Source organism: Candidatus Dependentiae bacterium, from assembly GCA_040878395.1.
GTDB lineage: Bacteria > Babelota > Babeliae > Babelales > Vermiphilaceae > JAKBEL01.
Window position 1 is genome coordinate 47228 of the sequence record JBBDMI010000010.1, and the last position, 16610, is coordinate 63837.

Below are 16610 nucleotides of genomic sequence, written 5' to 3' on the forward strand. Positions count from 1 at the left end.
CACCAACTTCAACCTTTTTTTACTTTAATACAACAACAGTCATTTGACGACATGCATTTTTACCATCACGACGATAAGAACAATAGCGCGTATCACAAATAGTGCAAAAATTATATTCCATCTTAAAAGCCTCTTTTGGCACTCCTACACCCTCTAATTGTAATCGATTAAACAATGACAAATCAAAACGTAAACCATCATCATCTGTGTATACAACTTGATCTGCAAAGCCAAATGGTTCAAGGTGAACTAAGAAATCTTCACCTATACGATAACAGCATTTTTTTGCTGAAGGACCAAAGAAAATACGCAAATGCTCAACTTTTGTGCCATAAAGTTCTTGCATTTTTTGTACCATCTTTGGCGCTATTTGCATGACAGAACTTTTCCAGCCTGCATGCACAATTGCGACTACATGATGGAAATTATCATAAAAAATAATGGGCAAACAATCGGCAGTCATAACACCGATACCATATTTTTTTTCTTGCGTAACTAAAAAATCACCGTCAACTTTGAACGGCTCAATTTTATCTTGTGCAACAACAATTCCTTTATTTGAGTGTATTTGATGCAAAAAATTTAAACGCTCTAGCTGCATCATTTTTTTTAATTTTTTGTATGGCTCTATAGAAAGGAGACGTATACCTGGTGGATAATGTAAATACTGATCAGGTTCAAGATCATCTTCAGCACTACCAAAATAAATAGCAAATAATGGGTTACTATGCAATAGCATATTATCGTCAATCTCCTTTAGATCAATATTAATGAGTAAAAAACCCCCTCAATTGTGAGGGGGTACATTTGAGTAGTATAGCGCTCATTTTTTAAGTTGCAAATGGATAATTTACCAGTGCAATTGCCTTTGCATGCGGTACTCATACATCTCTTGTTCTTTTAACCTATTTTGTCTTTCTCTTGCACGAGCTTCGCGCTCCTTTGCATATGCTTCACGCTCTTTTGCAGCAGCAATGCGTTGCTCGGTTTGCACACGTTCACGCTCTAAACGCAAACGTTCTTTCTCTCGTTGCGCGCGTTCATACTCAGCGAGTGAACGTATGTACTCTTTATCAGAAATAACCATCTCTTGTATGTAATACAAGCTACCCAATAAACTGCGTGCATAAGAAATACGCGTTGCATAATTATATGCCGAACGTTCAAGCGCTTGCTCAAGTGAATAAATAGCTTGCTTTAATTTCTTCACAAAACTGATTAATGCAAAAGCGCCTGAATGCTTACTCAAAATAGATGAACGCATCGCTTTTGCCAGCGCATATTGATCATTTGCATATCGCTGTAATAGCTCAAATTCTCTACGATAATCACGCGCCAAAGAATCTTCAACTTCAAACAGCTGAAAATAACTTCGATGTTCAGCTAACAATGCATAAAAAGATTCCAGTTCAAACAGGACCTCTTTACTCTTTCGGACCAAATGATCCATACGATTGTACACATACTTAACTTCATGCCATTGTTCACTATGAGAAAGATCAAGCATACGTTTTTCAATCGCACTGCGATTAGATTTTAAATCGGTAATAGTGAGCTTTATATCTTTAATTAAACTGTTAATTGTGCGAGATCTTCCTTTTGCTATCGCAAGCTCATAAAGCAATTCTTCATCAAAATAATACGCCATATTACCATGTTGTTTTTGCATACGATGAGCCAAACGAATGAGAGACTGATAACCGTCAATCTTGGATAAATCATTTCGACATCGCTCAATTAAAACTTCATTTGAAGGGGCTCCCCACAGACCGCACCATCGCCCAAATGCATAGATCCCTGTAACGGCACCGACAACAGTCAATGCACCCCAAAATGCATTTTGCATATCATCTTTATATACATGCTTCGATGCAAAATCACGATGCCTATGTGCATCACAAGTTGAACTTATAATTAATGCTACACATAATAGCGAGTAATATTTTTTGTCTTTCACAACAAGCCTTTTGAATAAAAAGTTTCATATAGAACTGTTAAGTATTACATAATTTACACGTCTAAACAAAAAGGGTATTATTATTAATAAATAAATAGTTTAACTAGTAAAGGTTTAACGTGATTAACACAAAAATGTTTTCTCTCTCTCTATTATTAATGACTTGTTTTATTGTCCAGTGTGCAGATCCGGATAAAGCTCTTGAAAAAGCTCCAACACAAAATGAAGTATTAACAAACCTTTTTCAAGAAATATTTGAACCCGATGAGGCATCTTTATTTCTATCAAATCAAAAAGAAATTGAAGTATGGTCGGAAGAAATCATAAAAGGCAACACACATGTAATTAAAAATTTACCGAAGTTTCTTTTATCTTGTAAAAAAGAGGAAGAAGTTGAACTGGTTGCAAAATTATATATAAGCATTTCTTTGAGATCATTTATAGAACATGGCTCAAGAGTTATGCAACATCAAAATCCCAAAGAAAACCCCGAAAAACTAAAGCTCCTGCTAACAACAGAGGCAGCGGCATTTATATATGGACTAACAGTCAAGTATGAAAACATGATATTTGACGAATCTGAATTCAAAAAAGATTGCGCTGCTTATAGCGTTTTTCAAAAAACACTCAGAGAGCACAAAATAGTATTAGACAAGCAAAAAGCAATAGAATGTGCAAAACTATATCTTGCTAAGCAATTCGATAGACAAAGAAAAGAATTATTAGAAAATTTAGAACGAAAGCAAGCACTTATAGCTGCGGGCAAAAAACAGTTAGATGAATTAGCTGCAGATAATCCAAAATTAAAAGAAATAATTGATGCAATACGTACAAAATCTGACCAATAATCCAATCAATTTCAAAAGGGGCCAATACGGCCCCTTTTTATTTCTACTCTTCTTTTTCTTTTTGTTGTTGACGCATAAATGCAGGAATATCCAAAGCATTAATATCAAGCAATGAAGTTTCCTGCCTTATCTCATTTTTTTGATCTTGAACCGGTGCTTGGTCAGAACTGGATTCCTTTGCTTGCCACTCCGTTGCTTTTTGTTCAGGAGACAAATCACATTTTACATGCGCTGTTGGTTTTGGTTCAACTGAGGCAAATATTTGTTCTTCTATTTTTTTTGCTTGTTCCACGTTTTTACGCTCATGAAAACCGGTTGCAATAACAGTAACTGAAACCTCTTCATCCATAGATTCATCAATTACAGAACCGATAATAATATTTGCATCCTCTTCTGCTTGGTCATAAATAACCTCTGCTGCTTGAGAAATCTCATGCAAACCAAGTGAAGGGCCACCGGTAATATTGAGCAACAAGCCATGCGCTCCTTCAATATCCATATTTTCAAGTAATGGAGATGACACCGCATTCAATGCTGCTTCTTGAGCACGATTTTCACCGCCGGCTTTACCGGTACCCATAATAGCAAGGCCACCATCTTTCATAATGGCACGCACATCGGCAAAATCAACATTGATATGCCCCGGTTTAGTAATAATATCAGAAATACCTTTTACCGATTGACCAAGTACATCATTAATCATTGAAAATGCATCAATCATAGAAACATGTTTATCAACGATCGATAACAATTTTTGATTGGGGATTACGATTAATGTATCAACCTGTTTTTTAAGTTCTTCAAGCGCTCCTTCGGCAACTTTTGCTCGCCGCTTACCCTCAAACATAAATGGTTTTGTTACCACGGCAATACACAATGTACCTTTTTCACGCAATGCATGTGCAATAACCGGCAATGCGCCAGAACCGGTGCCACCGCCTAGACCTGCAGTTAAGAAAACAATATCAGCATCACCAACTGCCTCAAGAATTTTATCCATATCCTCTTCGGCTGAACGCTTGCCTAATTCAGGATTTGCACCGGTACCCAAACCTTTGGTTGATTTAATACCAATTTGCAAACACGCAGAAGCTTTTGATAAATTCAAAGCTTGTGCGTCAGTGTTTGCCGCAACGAATTCTATCCCTTCATAACCTGACTCTATAATACTATTAATAGTATTACCTCCACCTCCCCCTACACCAATTACTTTAATTGAAGCAGCACGAGATTCATGCTCTTGCTTTACCAAATCTATCATTCCCTATTCTCCCCAGTTTAAAAGAAATCGATTACCCACGATTTCATGCGCGTAGCTACGCGTTTAACAAATGGACCATCTACATCAGAATTAAATGGCGAATGTTTCATTTTTAATGCATGAAGCAATAAACCATAACCGGTTGCATAAATCGGCGTTTCTAACGTACCCGGCAATGCATAAGAAACATGTAAATTTCCAATGCGCACCGGCATATTAAAAATGGTTTTTGCAACAGTATCAATGCCATTTAACAGGGAACCCCCACCTGTTATAACTAAACCGGATGTACAATATGTCTTTAGATGTTTATCATCAATTTCTTGTCGTACAAAATGCAGCATCTCTTGTGCTCGTGCATGCAATATCATACCGAGTATATTTTTTGAAATAGTTGTCGAATTTCCACCCTGGGCCAATTCAACATGAATATCTTTATCATCTTCGTGTAAATTTACCGTGCCGTGTTCAACTTTTACTCGCTCTGCATCTTTTATTGAAGTACGCAAACCAATAGCAATATCGCTGGTAAAATGATTGCCCGCAATTGGCAATACCATAGTATGAACAATCGTCCCATGTTGATAAATCGCCAAATCTGCCGTGCCTCCACCAATATCCAATAGTGCAACGCCAAGTTGCCGCTCATCTTCACTCAATACTGATTGCGCTGAAGCTAATGGCTCTAAAATAATATCTCTAACTTGAACACCGGCAGCTTCACAACAACTGACTAAGTTTTGTACCGATGCAATTGCCCCTAAAATAATATGCGCTTGCACCTCTAACCGAATGCCATGCATACCGATCGGATCTTGTAATCGTTCTTGCCCATCAATAATAAAATATTGTGGCAACACATGCAGCACTTGATATCCTTCCGGCACCGGAATTGCTTGTGCAGCGGCCAATGCATGTTCAACATCTGAAGCACGAACTGAACCTTTTTTAATCGGCACCACTCCGTGTGAATTTAATGAACGGATATGTGCGCCGGATATGCCAATGTAAGCAGATTCAACAGAAACACCTGACACCAATTCAGCCTCTTTAATTGCTTGCTTAATTGATTGGACTGTTTTTGCAACATTAACAACCACACCTTTTTGCAAACCTTCTGAAGGCGCTTTACCCATACCTAAAACTTCAACATTATCTTTACTTGTTTGCTGCGCAACCAATACACAGATTTTTGTTGTCCCAATATCGATAGAGGTCATTAAACGTTCTTTTAATACTTTTGCCATGCTTGCGTCCCCTAACTTTTTAATTTCGAAATAATTATACGGTCTTCAAAACGCACATCAGCACAAAATCCTTTTGCATAAATCGTTTTATTGATAAGTTCTTGTGCAATGCTATCACAAGAATCAAGTAAAGACTGTGTTATGTTGTTATCATAATTGCACAATAAACGCGCAGGTTGCTGATATAAATCAAATGCAATTTCATGTCGATGTCGCCAAATAATAGAACTTTTTTTAATCAATGAAGGTTCTATTGAAGTCAGATAAGCAAATACATCTGCAGGTAAGCGATTATCTTGATTATCCAAAGCTATGTATAATTTTGGCATTCCTTCATAGCAATACGGTTCAAAATAATCAGCCAACACACAATAATTATTATGAGTCACTACCTGCTGAGCTGTTATCACGTGTGATTGAATTTGTTCATGAGTCAGTTGTAAACAAGGATAATGCGCTTCAACTTCTATATGCACAAAACTGGGTTTATACCAACATGCAACATGACTAATAAATGGAAATGCCTCTTGCAATAGTTGCGCAATCTTTGATGGCTTTTCATCAACATACATCTGTGTAGATTGAATATAAGCACTAATCTCATCTTGTGCTTTTTTTGACAAATGCACATCATATGCAACAGAAAAACGATGCACTGCAAAAACATAAATTGATACTATATGTATACTCACAAGAAAAACAAGCGTACTACATACATAGAGCGCTTTTTTTATATACCCTAATTTGAGCTTCATTGCTCACCCCTTTTATAAGTCCCTTATATTGTTATTACAAGTTTTGCCTATAAAAGGTCAAGAGTATAGAAAATTAATTTATGTTTAATGCACCCAACAAGAAACACACCAAAAAGTTAAACCGAATGCAATCATCAAAATAATCACAATAAAAAACCACCTATATTTGTGAACGAGACGTCTCATCTTTCTCTCCTTTCTATGTTTTTTGTATATAAGTATCTTTTTTTTCTATTACACCCTACTAAAACATAAGGAATAAATTCACAATAATCATACAGTTGTTGATCAACATGATTTTCCATCTGCACTTCAACTGCACCTTCCTTTTGCTCAAGCTGCATTAAATATTTTAGCACGCCACTTAGAGCATCAAAAAACGAGTTTGTAATGTTCCCGCTCGAGGAACTATATTAATAATATAACTATCATAGTCACACATAGCTATAGATTCCGGCTTTAACAATCCATACAATGCAATCCCTATCAACCTGTCATCTTTATAGGATCTACCTTCAAAATAGAGACCTAAAGTAAAACCTTCAGGCTCCCATACGTCATAAACATATTTTAGTAAAACAGGATTTGTTAACTTATAATCGGCAGTAAAAAGTGATGTGTTAAAAAATAAAAGCATAAAAAGAAATAGTATCATGACAATAAGCTCCCTTTAACATTCTCTTTAATCCTGCATAAAAAATGTTAAAAGTGTAATAGAATACTGTTTTGTTACTACTACTGAGAAGCAAGAAACAACATAATACCGGCTGCTACCGATGCATTATATGAAATATCAACAGAACGTTGTGGAATGGTTACTTGAGTACCATATTTGAAAATTGAAGGACTCACACCCTTGCCTTCGCTGCCAATAACCAAACATAATGGTTTTTTATAAGTAATTTGAGCAGCATTTTCACCTTTAAAATTAGTAATATAAAGATTATATCCAGCCTCTTTAAGTTCTTGTGCTGCCGCTTGTGCCGAAGGGGCCAAATAAATTTGCAAATGCTCTGCCAATCCTGCAGATGATTTAATTGTAGCTGCTTGTAATGGCGCAGATTTTTTTTGCGTAATCACTACTCCATCGACACCGGTACAATATGCAGAACGTAAAATAGCACCCAAATTGCGTACATCTTGAATCCCATCAAGCATCAATAAAAATGGTTGTTTTTGTGGGTCGAATGGAACTTTTCGATAGCCAAATGGTGCAGCTAGACCAAGCACTGATTGGTGATCAGGCGTACCAGCTAATTTAGTAAGTGTTTCGCGTGAAACATATTTAATAGTAACCGGATACTTTGGCAAAAGCGCTTCTATCTGAACAAACGATTTCGGCTTTGGATCTGTTGTATATAATGTAAGCAGCTTACGCTTTTTTGCCTTTAAAAGTTCAACAATTGAATGAACACCATAAACGGGTTCACCCTGCATGATTTTTGTTTTTATTTTTTTATTTTTCTGCATAGTACCTATTATACCCTTTTTTAATAAATATAAAAACAGCTTTTAAATATTAAAAGCTGTTTTTATATTTATTTTCACAATACTTTGAAAAAAAATATATTATGATATTTATATATATAGCTCATTGTTTTAATATATATAACATATTTTAAATTAAAGGAGTTATCATGCAAAAACGCTTTTATCTTCCCTTGATTTATCTTTTGTCACCTCTATCAATACAACCTTTTGGCTCTATACATTGGATGCAAGAAGCTATGAGAGAAATGGAAGAAGGTTTTATTCACATGCAAAAAGCAATGGATCAAGCTTTTACAAAAAATAAACCCTCTTTATCTGGCCGAATGCCGCAATTAACGAGCCAAAATAAGAAAAATGGTGTATCTTTAACATTTAGCGGCATTGAATCCGGCGACATTAATGCTCATATTAATGATAATGTAATCACTATCGATCATGCCGACTTTAAAGCTCGCATCACACAATCAAAAAGTCGTTATGCACGAAGCATACTTTTAGTGGAAACCAGCGCTGAAGAACATCGTGATGAAGAAAAAGACGACCAATCCTTCTCTAAAGCTTTTTATAGCTCTAGTAATCAAACAATCCCTCTTGAACATGAAATAGATTTAAACTCAATCGAGATCACTTACAACGAGAGCTCAAAAGAACTACTTGTGCAACTTTCCAATAAAGAAGGCACACAAATACCAATTTCCATTCAAAAAAAATAATAACCACGTCTAATTCAAAAGGACTGTTTATTAAGCAGTCCTTTTGAAATTCATAACTTGAAACTAATGCCTCATTACTTAAACATAACATTGCCTAGTACAAACATACTTGCAATTGCCATCTTATATTTGTGGTCAATAAAAACGCTTATAACCATAGCCTCAAACTCACTAACGGTAATCCTTTAATCGATTGTCATTGCATCGCTTCTGAAACCTTACAAATCCGAGTTTGCATTTCGGATTTGACAACTTTTTTTTTCAAATCGCCTCTTGATTTTGTCCATGATATACTATCAGTTATTTTGAAAAATAAGAAATAAGGCAATACAACATGCAAAAGCAAAATTCATGGCTCGAAATTGACGCCAACTCACTGGAACATAATATTACCGAATATAAACGTATCATTGGCAATGCGCATCTTGCATTTGTGGTCAAAGGAAACGCATATGGTCATGGCATTGATCAGATTATCGAACTTACTAAAAATCATCCTTTAATCGACTGGTATTGCACTGCATCACTTTCTGAGGCTTTACACATCCGTACATTAGGATCAAAAAAAAATATTTTAGTTATGTGCTCTATTGATCAAGATCCTTATCTGGCAATTGCACAGCAAATTGATTTAGTGGTTTACGATACACATAGTCTTGAACTGATAATCAAGGCAGCACAAAAACATAAAGCTATTGCACGTATTCATCTAAAAGTTGATACAGGTTTATCTCGCTTTGGATTTCTACCAAATGAAATATTACCGATAATACAAATGTTTCAGCACAATTCTCACATTGCATTAAACGGTATTTTTACTCACTTTGCCAACGCTGAAAATATTGATCAGCAATATACCGACATACAGGTTGCACACTTTGCAAACTTAATTAAACAGTTAAAAAAGAACCAAATAGAAATTCCATACATACATTCACATGCAACTTCAGCTACCATCAAACAAAGCAATGGGTATACCAACTTTATGCGCATTGGAGCAGGCATGTATGGCCTATGGCCATCAGAAGTAGTTAAAGATGACGCATATAAAAAATATCAACTCACATTAAAGCAAATTCTAACGTGGAAAACACACATTTGCAGCACGCGCACTATCGAAAAAGATAAATTAGTTGGCTATGGCCTTACCTACAAAACAGCTCGAAAAACTCGTCTAGCATTTTTACCTATTGGCTATGCAGATGGTTATCATCGAAGACTGTCAAACGTTGGCAATGTTTTAATTGAAAATAGATATGCACCGGTTATTGGTCGAACAGCAATGAATGTTATCACTGTTGATATTACTGATATTCCATCAGCAAAAATAGGAACTGAAGTTATATTAATGGGAAATCATCAAGGAATTACCGCCTATGATTTGGCTAAACAAATGGAAAGTTTCAATCCACGTGAAATCACAACCCGCTTGAGTGCGCACATTCCACGCATAATTGATTCATCCTGCGTGTCAGCCATAATTTCAACATCGGCTGGAATACACGAATGCGCTCACCGAAGTTGAGGAACCTGTACTGCCGTATACGGTGAAGCTTTGCGAAAATGTAAGCTTGTCGAAGCACGAACTATTCAAAATACAACTGAAACCGTTTTAATTGATCAAATAAATCATCACTCAAAAGATATAGAACATGATCCCGGGAAAAAGCTTTTTTACCCTTATTGATCATCTCATACAACCTTTTAGCATTCATCCACGTATCATTAATACTCACTAACTTTTTACGCATATAAACTGTATAAGAAACTCTGGGTAAAAACAAAACTGCCCCATCAACTAAAAATGGAGCTATGTTTTTTTTAACATCAAAAATATCCGTCACCACTTCTTGTGGTTTTTTTTTATCTTCAACGCGTATATTAAATGGATGCAATATTTGTCTTTCACCTTCAGTTTGTACACGCAGTAAAAAAAAAGGCTTATTATTTTTTTTACTTTTATAGGCCCACGGAATTACCTTGACCATTTGCAGAGTATCAGCTGCAGATAATGCAACACCCGGCATCAAACAAAAAATCAATAATAATCTATGCATAATTCTCGTAACACTCACTTAAATAGTCAGTTTTTCACATGCTCTTTACAATATTGCTCATTATTAAAAAGAAGCCAACTATGTGCTGCCCAACCTTTTTTCCTTATCTCTTCAGAGACATGTTTTGTCTCTCGTTGACCTGCTACTGCACGCAAATATTCAATATCATATATATTAGTAGTATCATTATGAAGTTTCAAAATATCTTCAGCACTGAATTCACTTATTCTTTTTTTTGCATAAAGCCTAAGCCGCTCTTTCCTTTCACAATCCCTTCTTTTTGCTAATTGCGCAGTGTCAAAGCTTAATTTGTATGTTTTAAATAATTTGCATAATGACTCACTCAAAATACATACCCTATTTTTCCGAACAAACCTATTTTCATTTGAATCGATAATTTTATAAAGCTTTTTTGCATATATCCATATTTTTTTGCCATCACGATCCTTATCACATGAATCCATTTCACTAGGTTCTTTATACTCTACATGGGGGAAAAACACTGCTGCGCCATCAACTTCAAAAGAGGTGTGTAATTTATGTTTTATATAATCCCTTGCACTATCAAGAAAAGCTAAACCATCACCTTCAACTGTACCCGTTAAAAATGCTGATCTTGTTGCTTCAACAAACAGATTTGACGCAGCATCTTTTAATGTCTGCTCCTGATATTTTTTACCCATAAACAGCTCAATTAATATGTTAAGCGTACGTTCATTACCAACATAAGCATTAAACAAAAAAACCGGTTTCCCTCTTTTATAAGTCCACGGCACCACGTGCACATTTTGTGGAGTGTCAGCTGCATATAAACCCATTGCTAAACTAATACACAACAATGAAACTATTTTTTTTATTATATTCACCATAAACATCCTTAAATATTATTCTGTTCTCATCATTGAAAGATCTTCCTCTTTACCTTTATCTGAACCGGATCTTTTTCTTTTTGAGCCTGAACTTATTGCAGCCTGCGGCATATCTACATCCGCACCTTCATCAACTATACCATGTTTTATCTGTATAATTTCTTTAACTAGATCCAGAAGATATTTTTCTTCATTAAACAACAAATCACTTGCATCAACATCAGAATCGTCATGCGAAACATCACTCATCTCACTGCCCGAATCATCAGACACAGCATCTTCTTCACTACAGAAATCTTCAGAGCTTAAACTATCAGACGTATCACTTTCTTTGCCACTTGAGCTATTAGAATCCAAATGACGATAACGCCACAACTCTTGAGTAAATTTATCCAAGGCATATTGCTTAAGCATGTCAAACCCAATTGGACTCACTAATGCTTGAACATCTTTATTCCCCAAAAGATCTTGCATCTGTTTGAAATCTTTCTTTTTCGCCAAGCGACCAAGAAAAACACGAGCGCTGCAAAATGCTATGCGTTCAAAATCACTCATAACAACTTTCTGCACAGGTGCATCATCATTATCTATATCAATGACATAACTTACATAATTAGAGCCTGAAAATAAACAAACCAGTTTACCCTCAGAATCAAAGTAAATACTATTAAAAAAGGAGTTCGAAACATTTATATCAAAAAATCTATAAACATCCTGAAAACACCCTTCTTCATTTTTTTTATATATAATAATACGATGTTTTTCTTCACCCGCTACTTTAATAGGCATAAGCATGGCTGCATATTGAGCACTATTATCGATTGTTATTCTAGCATACTCAGGATCACAGTCAGCGTGAACATCAAGACCCGTCTTGAACATATATTTATAGGTTCCGTTCATATCATAAACAAAAATATCACTCACCGTTGCACAATAAATGAGTACGTCATTTTTAGCAGAAGCAAGCGAATAAATATCCTTTAAGTAAATGTCTAACAAGTTTTCTTCATCTTCATCTTCGAGATTTTGTTCATTATAAATTTGTTCGTACTCTTTTTCCGGAAGTATATTGCTAAAACTTTTCCATGATTTCCCTGCAATGTCCCAATACGACACCTGACCATCATTGTTAAAGCTGATTAACCTATCAGTGCTATCTTGAATGTTAACATTAATTTCATATTTCAACTCCGGAAAAGAATGAACCATGACATTGCAAAGTGGTGCTTGTAGAGGCCAAGGTAATTGTTGCATAGTACCATGCAAATGATCAAAGTAACTCTCATAATCTAAAAACTTTTCTTTGAGAGTTGAAGTTGTAGCTTCAGCAATTTTTTTTATCGCTAATGTTCTTAAAGAAGGCGCAATCTTTTTATCTACTATAAGTTTAAATCCTAAACTTTTTGGATTATTCAATGTACAAAGCTCGGTTTCACTGTCTATTAAATGAGCATACTGATCAACCACTACACGACTAAACATCCGACTATAAGTATCATTATAATCATGTGTTCTCTGTAAAACATTTAGCAGATACTTATCGTGTAACAATACCTCTAAAAGAGACTCTGCCCTATTTCCTTTTTTACAACATTTTGTTGCCAATGCAACAAGATCATCATGCGTTTGCCCTGCATACAAAAATTGAGGTATAAAGTTAAAACAAGCTTGCTTATGTTGATCTATATACGACATCCTCAACATCTCACTACAATTTGACTCTGAAACGTCAAAAAAAACACCCGCTCGACCCTGAGAGCCAGGTATAAATAGTCTATACACACGTTCCTGATCAGGATCAGCTCCAAAACTGAAATGACTTGAACATAAAACAGATAAAAACAGTAGTAGAGTAAGACTTTTCATATTGAAACCTCCGAGAACTATAGCTAAATTAATATATTATAATTGTACTAAAGTTTCCATATTTGTCAATTAAAAAGGTACCTTAAAAGCTTCGATAAAGGTGTTTTTAAGCATTTTATTGCTGTTGTTATATTACTTATCATTATATTGAACCCCAACCTGAATAAGTGTACTCTCAAAGAAAAGAATGAAAAAAAAGGATAAAAACAGATGAAAAACCAATTAATATTAATCATACTCGGAGCATTTTACCCTACACTAGGACAAAGTTCATGCCAATGCTTGCAAAAGAAAATCGACATTATGGGCGAAAGTTTAAAAACATTCAGTGTAATTTGCCATCTGCTCAATAAAACCTATAAAGGTGAACAGGTTTTATTTGAAGCATATATCAGCCAGCTTGAAAGCATCATTAATGAACTACTTATAACCTCTGCTGATCACCAATCTCTTTCGCAAAAGTTATACATCATGAATGAACTCCTAAGACAAAATGAACAGTCTGAATTTGAAACATTTGTAAAAGAACTCGGTCATGAACTATGCATACAACCTGACAATGAAAATTAATAATAGATAATTGCTGATGCAAAAATCTCATTTATATTAAACGTGTTTCTACCGCCCAGAACATGGCGAGATCCAAACTCAAAAACAGTTTGTCCATCACCGGTCCATTGCACATTCCAACGAATCATATGTGCAATTTGATTGCTAATTTTCTCCAGCAAGTACGTATTAAATTTTGCTTTTGGACATACAACCGCTAACCTGTCCGAACCTTTATAGGTTCCTTCATAAAAAAGTCCTGCAGAAAAAGCCGATTGCATAATATTAAAAAATAGATTACCCGCAAGCACATCAACCTGTGTGCCATAATGAATACGGGTCGTTGAAGCAGCATCTGCAAACTCACGTTTTGTTGCATCAAAATCGTCAAAAGGCAAAACGATAAATGGCTGGAAACGTGGCGGAATTAATAGCTCCGATTTTTTATCTTTTTTTTGTGGAATACGCCGCTGTCCATGAAACGGCGCTGAAATAATCACATCTAAATAAAAACGTGGATTAAAATATTGATAACCGGTCCACATATGAATATCAATAAATGGCTTAAAACGAAAGGCGCCGGTTCCAAATTCAATTTCCCACAAAATATTACCGTTGCGAATTTCACCCGTAGGCAAAATACCAACCAAACCAAAACGAGCAATTTGCCACCAATCTGAATACCCGGCAAAATCTAAAATAGTCGCAACTGAAACATCACCAAGACCGGTACGCTTTTGATGGAGATTACATTCAATACATTTAGGAGCCAGAATACCATTAAAAATATAATCATTAAAATCAACATAATCACTAAAAAACTGAATGATATTATCTTCACCAGTAATATTATCCGGTCGCCCGCATGTAATTTGCCCATCAACACATTGTAATCTCAAATCACGTTCGATATGCCGAACAGGGACATAAAAACCGGTTGCTAATTTAACGCAATCATACATGACAAATGTAGAAAACAAGCTTAACTCACCATTGGTTTCCTGAAAAGATCCTTCAATCTTGAGCTTTGTATCAGCAGTACAAGCAATATACTGTTCACTTTGATCAGCTCCAAATGCTGGAGCGCTGCCCGGCAAGGTAAACTTTCCTTCATCGGCAAGCTTTGAGGCAAGAAAAATATTCTTAATTAGAATGTCCCTACCAAATACAAAATCAGGAATGGATACGTTTTGAGTTCGACAGCATGCATCTTGCATACGAGCTGAATCGGCCGAGAGATGTCGCACAATAAGTTGCGCCGTCAAAAAGTTATTAGGAACCAAGCGAGATGATCTATCACATAAACGCTTACATATGGGCACAGGATTCCATTGATCGCATGCATCAGCCAAAGACTTATGATTACTAAAAGAACTCAGTTTGTCATATTGCTCAGCGTCATTTATCGATAATGCATTATGCGCAATAAACAACAGAAATAAAAAATATATATGCTTCATACTACTATATTTAACCGGTTACAATTCTTCGCTTATTATTTTTATCAATAACAAATAATTTACCAAATTTATCATATCCCCAAAGATCCTCATTGTCGCCATACCATAAGTTATGGTCACTTTCACGCAATTGAAAAAAAGGTTCAATATGATCTGGTGAATGAGATGCATACCATACATCATCAACCTTCATAATAACGACATTCTTAGAACTGCTTAATTTTATACGATTAATCTCAAGAACCTCTTGAACAACATTAGTAATATGCTGCTGTGAACTCTGATCTGTTCCTGCAAATGTGTATGTAGTTATATACTCCAATACTTTATCTAAAGTGCTTATAGAAACTGTTTCAATGGCCGCATGAAATTCTTGATGAAACTCTTGGACAACATCATCAAGCGCATTTAATTTAGATTCAAAAACATTATAAGAAACATACACATGCTCATCAAGACAATCACACGATGACATCTGATTAAGCTCGTCAAGCTGTCCTTGTAATTGAGATAATTGCACCTGTAATATTTCTGTATAATGAGCGACATCATCAACCGCACTTAAAAAAAACGCATGTTGATCAGCAGCTATATTAAAATAGATACATAACGCTAATAAAATATGAACGCTTTTCATTATGGCTTCTCTCATGGATTTCCTTTTTTTACGTATGCCATGCAAACATTAAAAAACAATAATCCTAATCTTGAAAAAATGCAAAAAAGACTAAATTCATTGACCCTATTCATACGTATTTATTATATTTTTAAAGTTACCACACAGATCTATAACCCTTTTTTATAAAAAGAAAGAGCACTCATGAAGCATAACATTTTATGGGCCATATTATTTCCTATTGGAATATCATCCTACATTAAGATTAAAGCGGAAACGAAACCAGGAGATGAAATTTCAGCTCCTGATTGGTCAAAGAAAATCGAACTAATAATTGCTGCAAGTGCCGGGCTCAAAGAAAGCTTTGACCAAAGTAAAGCATTTTATCAAGAATGGCGAAACAATCTCGCAACTCCACCGGAAGAACTTGTTTTGCGCGTAAAGCAACGCAAAAAATTAATAAAGTGTATCCACACTCATTTTGCCGATAAGGACACATACATCAATGAACTGAATACTGCAATTCAAAATTTAGATAAAACTATTGATGAACTCAGTTCACACATTGCATTTCTTGAACTTGAAATCGCCGAAAAAAACAATCATATCAAAAATCTAGAAGAAGAAATAATAAAAGTTAATAAATCATATCAAGAGCTTATAGGCGAAGATGAAGAAAAAGCAAAAGCGCTTATGAACACGATTGCCCAACTTATGCAAGATTATCAAAAAACAGTTGCCGAAAGAGAATTGTTCCGAAACAACCTGGAGCAATACTACAAAATACTGCAGGAATACAACGCGGAAATCCGTATCGATTGGGATGAGCTTGAAAAATCTATATGCAAAAAAAATACCAAAAAATCGAATACAATCAAAGAAAAAAAAGAATAACCTCATAATAATTAAACATTATAA

The 16610-nt window shown here is 35.3% G+C and carries 18 protein-coding genes; 5 read left to right on the plus strand and 13 right to left on the minus strand.

What is annotated here, in order from left to right:
* Positions 1-19 precede the first annotated feature (19 nt).
* Together WD055_04215 and WD055_04220 are read right to left on the minus strand one after the other, a co-directional pair.
* Positions 20-739, minus strand: a complete 720-nt coding sequence (locus WD055_04215) for a polyphenol oxidase family protein (GenBank protein MEX0849410.1) — start codon at positions 737-739, stop codon at positions 20-22.
* 111 nt (positions 740-850) lie between these two features.
* Positions 851-1957 carry a hypothetical protein gene (locus tag WD055_04220; protein MEX0849411.1) on the minus strand — a complete coding sequence of 369 codons (1107 nt, stop codon included), beginning with the start codon at positions 1955-1957 and terminating at the stop codon, positions 851-853.
* A 119-nt stretch (positions 1958-2076) separates the two neighbouring features.
* On the opposite strand from WD055_04220, the gene WD055_04225 reads away from it, so the two are divergent.
* Positions 2077-2805, plus strand: coding sequence for a hypothetical protein (locus tag WD055_04225; protein MEX0849412.1), 729 nt, complete (start codon positions 2077-2079; stop codon positions 2803-2805).
* 43 nt (positions 2806-2848) lie between these two features.
* Here the strand turns inward: WD055_04225 and ftsZ are convergent, their stop codons facing one another.
* The 6 genes from ftsZ to WD055_04255 form a co-directional block, all read right to left on the minus strand.
* Entirely contained in the window at positions 2849-4066 is a 1218-nt protein-coding gene (gene ftsZ / locus WD055_04230; GenBank protein MEX0849413.1) for a cell division protein FtsZ, read from the minus strand.
* 17 nt (positions 4067-4083) lie between these two features.
* On the minus strand, positions 4084-5313 hold the full coding sequence (ftsA, locus tag WD055_04235) for a cell division protein FtsA (GenBank protein MEX0849414.1): 1230 nt from the start codon (positions 5311-5313) through the stop codon (positions 4084-4086).
* Between the two features lie 11 nt (positions 5314-5324).
* The gene (locus WD055_04240; protein ID MEX0849415.1) at positions 5325-6068 is read right to left on the minus strand and encodes a hypothetical protein; all 744 of its coding nucleotides are present in this window, start codon (positions 6066-6068) and stop codon (positions 5325-5327) included.
* 182 nt (positions 6069-6250) lie between these two features.
* Positions 6251-6427: a hypothetical protein gene (locus WD055_04245; protein MEX0849416.1), complete on the minus strand. Its 177-nt coding sequence runs from the start codon at positions 6425-6427 to the stop codon at positions 6251-6253.
* Between the two features lie 5 nt (positions 6428-6432).
* Positions 6433-6723, minus strand: coding sequence for a hypothetical protein (locus WD055_04250; protein MEX0849417.1), 291 nt, complete (start codon positions 6721-6723; stop codon positions 6433-6435).
* Positions 6724-6803: 80 nt separating this feature from the next.
* Positions 6804-7538, minus strand: coding sequence for an RNA methyltransferase (locus tag WD055_04255; protein ID MEX0849418.1), 735 nt, complete (start codon positions 7536-7538; stop codon positions 6804-6806).
* Between the two features lie 167 nt (positions 7539-7705).
* Here WD055_04255 and WD055_04260 point away from each other — a divergent pair, with 167 nt between their 5' ends.
* A complete protein-coding gene (locus WD055_04260) occupies positions 7706-8272 on the plus strand; it encodes a hypothetical protein (protein ID MEX0849419.1) in 567 nt (188 codons plus the stop codon).
* Positions 8273-8606: 334 nt separating this feature from the next.
* On the plus strand, positions 8607-9797 hold the full coding sequence (alr, locus tag WD055_04265) for an alanine racemase (protein ID MEX0849420.1): 1191 nt from the start codon (positions 8607-8609) through the stop codon (positions 9795-9797).
* A gap of 61 nt (positions 9798-9858) precedes the next feature.
* On the opposite strand, the gene WD055_04270 is transcribed toward alr, so the two are convergent.
* From WD055_04270 to WD055_04280, 3 genes are read right to left on the minus strand one after another with little or no spacing between them, the layout of a single operon-like run.
* Positions 9859-10329 (minus strand): hypothetical protein, encoded by a 471-nt coding sequence (locus tag WD055_04270; protein MEX0849421.1) that lies wholly within the window; start codon positions 10327-10329, stop codon positions 9859-9861.
* Between the two features lie 26 nt (positions 10330-10355).
* Positions 10356-11198, minus strand: a complete 843-nt coding sequence (locus WD055_04275) for a hypothetical protein (protein ID MEX0849422.1) — start codon at positions 11196-11198, stop codon at positions 10356-10358.
* Between the two features lie 15 nt (positions 11199-11213).
* On the minus strand, positions 11214-13067 hold the full coding sequence (locus WD055_04280) for a hypothetical protein (GenBank protein MEX0849423.1): 1854 nt from the start codon (positions 13065-13067) through the stop codon (positions 11214-11216).
* A 210-nt stretch (positions 13068-13277) separates the two neighbouring features.
* Between WD055_04280 and WD055_04285 the strand changes: the two genes are divergently transcribed.
* Complete coding sequence (locus WD055_04285; protein ID MEX0849424.1) at positions 13278-13637, plus strand: hypothetical protein; 360 nt, start codon at positions 13278-13280, stop codon at positions 13635-13637.
* On the opposite strand, the gene WD055_04290 is transcribed toward WD055_04285, so the two are convergent.
* Both WD055_04290 and WD055_04295 read right to left on the minus strand, forming a co-directional pair.
* Positions 13634-15076: a hypothetical protein gene (locus tag WD055_04290; GenBank protein ID MEX0849425.1), complete on the minus strand. Its 1443-nt coding sequence runs from the start codon at positions 15074-15076 to the stop codon at positions 13634-13636. The genes WD055_04285 and WD055_04290 overlap by 4 nt on opposite strands.
* Positions 15077-15086: 10 nt before the next feature.
* Positions 15087-15728: a hypothetical protein gene (locus tag WD055_04295; GenBank protein ID MEX0849426.1), complete on the minus strand. Its 642-nt coding sequence runs from the start codon at positions 15726-15728 to the stop codon at positions 15087-15089.
* A gap of 168 nt (positions 15729-15896) precedes the next feature.
* On the opposite strand from WD055_04295, the gene WD055_04300 reads away from it, so the two are divergent.
* Positions 15897-16586, plus strand: a complete 690-nt coding sequence (locus WD055_04300) for a hypothetical protein (GenBank protein ID MEX0849427.1) — start codon at positions 15897-15899, stop codon at positions 16584-16586.
* Positions 16587-16610 lie beyond the last annotated feature (24 nt).

Excerpts from the sequence above, each read along its gene's own strand:
- WD055_04240 (MEX0849415.1), bottom strand. The coding sequence starts at position 6,068 with ATGAAGCTCAAATTAGGGTATATAAAAAAAGCGCTCTATGTATGTAGT.
- WD055_04250 (MEX0849417.1), bottom strand. The coding sequence starts at position 6,723 with ATGATACTATTTCTTTTTATGCTTTTATTTTTTAACACATCACTTTTT.
- WD055_04290 (MEX0849425.1), bottom strand. The coding sequence starts at position 15,076 with ATGAAGCATATATATTTTTTATTTCTGTTGTTTATTGCGCATAATGCA.
- WD055_04295 (MEX0849426.1), bottom strand. The coding sequence starts at position 15,728 with ATGAGAGAAGCCATAATGAAAAGCGTTCATATTTTATTAGCGTTATGT.
- WD055_04215 (MEX0849410.1), bottom strand. The coding sequence starts at position 739 with ATGCTATTGCATAGTAACCCATTATTTGCTATTTATTTTGGTAGTGCT.
- WD055_04280 (MEX0849423.1), bottom strand. The coding sequence starts at position 13,067 with ATGAAAAGTCTTACTCTACTACTGTTTTTATCTGTTTTATGTTCAAGT.
- alr (MEX0849420.1), top strand. The coding sequence starts at position 8,607 with ATGCAAAAGCAAAATTCATGGCTCGAAATTGACGCCAACTCACTGGAA.
- WD055_04275 (MEX0849422.1), bottom strand. The coding sequence starts at position 11,198 with ATGGTGAATATAATAAAAAAAATAGTTTCATTGTTGTGTATTAGTTTA.
- WD055_04260 (MEX0849419.1), top strand. The coding sequence starts at position 7,706 with ATGCAAAAACGCTTTTATCTTCCCTTGATTTATCTTTTGTCACCTCTA.
- ftsA (MEX0849414.1), bottom strand. The coding sequence starts at position 5,313 with ATGGCAAAAGTATTAAAAGAACGTTTAATGACCTCTATCGATATTGGG.
- ftsZ (MEX0849413.1), bottom strand. The coding sequence starts at position 4,066 with ATGATAGATTTGGTAAAGCAAGAGCATGAATCTCGTGCTGCTTCAATT.
- WD055_04300 (MEX0849427.1), top strand. The coding sequence starts at position 15,897 with ATGAAGCATAACATTTTATGGGCCATATTATTTCCTATTGGAATATCA.
- WD055_04285 (MEX0849424.1), top strand. The coding sequence starts at position 13,278 with ATGAAAAACCAATTAATATTAATCATACTCGGAGCATTTTACCCTACA.
- WD055_04270 (MEX0849421.1), bottom strand. The coding sequence starts at position 10,329 with ATGCATAGATTATTATTGATTTTTTGTTTGATGCCGGGTGTTGCATTA.
- WD055_04255 (MEX0849418.1), bottom strand. The coding sequence starts at position 7,538 with ATGCAGAAAAATAAAAAAATAAAAACAAAAATCATGCAGGGTGAACCC.